The sequence below is a fragment of the Micromonospora sp. D75 genome (genome assembly GCF_018070405.1).
Taxonomy (GTDB): Bacteria; Actinomycetota; Actinomycetes; order Mycobacteriales; family Micromonosporaceae; genus Micromonospora; species Micromonospora chalcea.
In genome coordinates, this window is record NZ_JAGPXV010000828.1 from 1 (window position 1) to 2,123 (window position 2,123).

Genomic DNA, 2,123 nt, shown 5'->3' on the forward strand with positions numbered 1-2,123 from the left:
GGTCGCGCGGCGGGTGGTGGAACAGCACCGCCACCGAGCCCACCGAGCGGTCGCCGGCGGCCTGGTCGAGCGTCCGGCGCAGCAGCTCCACCTGGTCGAACCCGCCGCCGCGCAGCGAGCCGGTGGCCGTGCTGAGCGTGAGGAACCGGGTGCCCCGGTGATCGAAGACGCGCGAGGTGTCCCCGAAGACGCTGCGGAAGTTGTCGATCGGCGCGCCCATGATCTCGTGGTTGCCGGGCACGTAGTGATACGGCACCTCGCCGCCCAGCTCCTCGTCCAGGATGCGCTTGGCCAGCGCGAAGTCGGCCGGGTAGGCGGTGTCCACGAAGTCGCCGTTGATGATCAGGAAGTCCGGCCGGGCGGCGCGGACCTCGCGCAGCGTACGGCGGGCCTGGGCGACCAGGTCGCTGTCCGGGTTCGCGGCGACGAACTGGGCGTCGGAGAGCACCGCGAAGCGCCAGGGCGCCCCGTCCACAGTGCCGTCGCGCAGCACCACCCGGTCGGTGCGGTTCGGCTCCGGCGGCGCCTGCACGTCCGGCGGCACCCGGGCCACCAGGTCGTCGATCACGACCTCGCTGCGGTACTGCTTGGCCGGGTCGGTCTCGGCCACGTAGAACCGGCGCACCCGCACCGGGTACTGCACGCCCGGCGGTACGGCGAACTCGACGTAGCGCCAGCCGGTCCAGTCCAGGTACGGGCCGCGCAGCACGAACTGGGTGTCCTGCGCGTCGTGCAGGTGCAGGCTGGGCCACTCGCCGGTGCCGTTGGCCTTGATCCACATGCCGAACGCCTGCGGCTGGCCCGGTACGTCGATCCACGCGGGCGGGTCGGCGTACGCGGCCCGGGTGCCGGTGGACTGGCTGAAGTCGTACGACATCCGCAGCCCGCCCCCGGTGTGCCCCTCCGCCGGTGCGACCGACCCGGAGGCGCGGGCCTGGCTGAACTTCCAGGACGCCGCGTCGTCGAACCCGGCCACCGGCACGTCGGTGAGCCCGACGGTCACCGGCAGGACCGTGCTGTGGTTGCCGACCCGTGCGGTGACCAGCGCCGAGCCGGTCGCGGCGAGCGCTTTGACGGACAGGTTGCCGTCGGCGGTGGGGGTGACGGAGAGCAGGTCCCTGTCGTACTCCAGCTTCAGGTCGGCCGGCTCGATCGGCGCGGTGTTGCCCTCGGCGTCGTAGCCGACCACGCCGAACAGGCCGCTGTCACCGGCGCGGTCCAGGCCGACCCGGTCGACGGTGCCGTCGATCCGCTGCAGCGGGCCGAGCACCGTCAGCTCGATGGTGCCGCGGGCCCGGCCGCGGGCGGCGGTGACGGTGCTGCGGCCGGGGACGGCGGCCCGGAACACGCCGTCGCCGTCGACCCGTCCGTGGGTGGCGTGCCAGCGCGGCTCGCCGGCGGCCGGGCCGTACGTCTCGTCGTATCCGGCGGCGGTGAGCCGGCGGGTGAGGCCGGGGAAGACCCGGTCCGGCCGGCCGCCGCGCACCGGTGCGACGCCCGGCGCGGCGGTCGGGTCGCTGGCGGTCTCCAGCCAGTAGCCGGTGAGCCGGCCGCTGCCCTTCGGGGCGTAGACGGCGAGCCCGTTCGGTACCGGCCGCTCGCTGCCGTCGGACGGGCTGTTCTCCACCTGGACCGTGGCCGCGCCCGGCTCCCGGGCGAGCAGCGTGGAGGAGCCGCCGCCGTCGAGGTTGAGCGCGTTCGCGGCGCCCAACTCGGCCATCATGCGGCCCATCTCGGTTTGCGTGACGCCACGGCTGTCCACCTGCCGGCCGTCCACCGTCATCATGATCATCTTGCGTCCGTCGGCGGAGAAACCGACAGCTGTGCGCGGGGCCAGCGACGCGTCGGCGATGGTCTGCACCACGCCGTCGCGGACCAGCACGTTGCCGCCGCCCACGGCGGCGCGCAGGTCACCGCCGTCGGAGGCCCGCGGCCGCCAGGTCACGTCCACCGCGTCGCCGGGCCGCAGCGCGGCGAGCGCGTCGGCACCGGCCTCGCGGCCCAGCAGCACGGTGCTGCCGGCCGGGATCGGCCCCTCGCCCGCCGTGGTGGCCACGCTCGCCACCCGGCCGCCGGTCAGCGTCACCTCGACCGTCCGGGCCGCGCCCTCCACGGCCCGCTTG

Annotated in this window: 1 protein-coding gene; it reads right to left on the reverse strand. The window is 75.1% G+C overall.

The window, feature by feature from the left end:
- Nucleotides 1-2,123, reverse strand: a 2,123-nt coding sequence (locus KBX39_RS29620; RefSeq protein WP_210873689.1) for a phosphodiester glycosidase family protein, incomplete at both ends; no start/stop codon positions are given.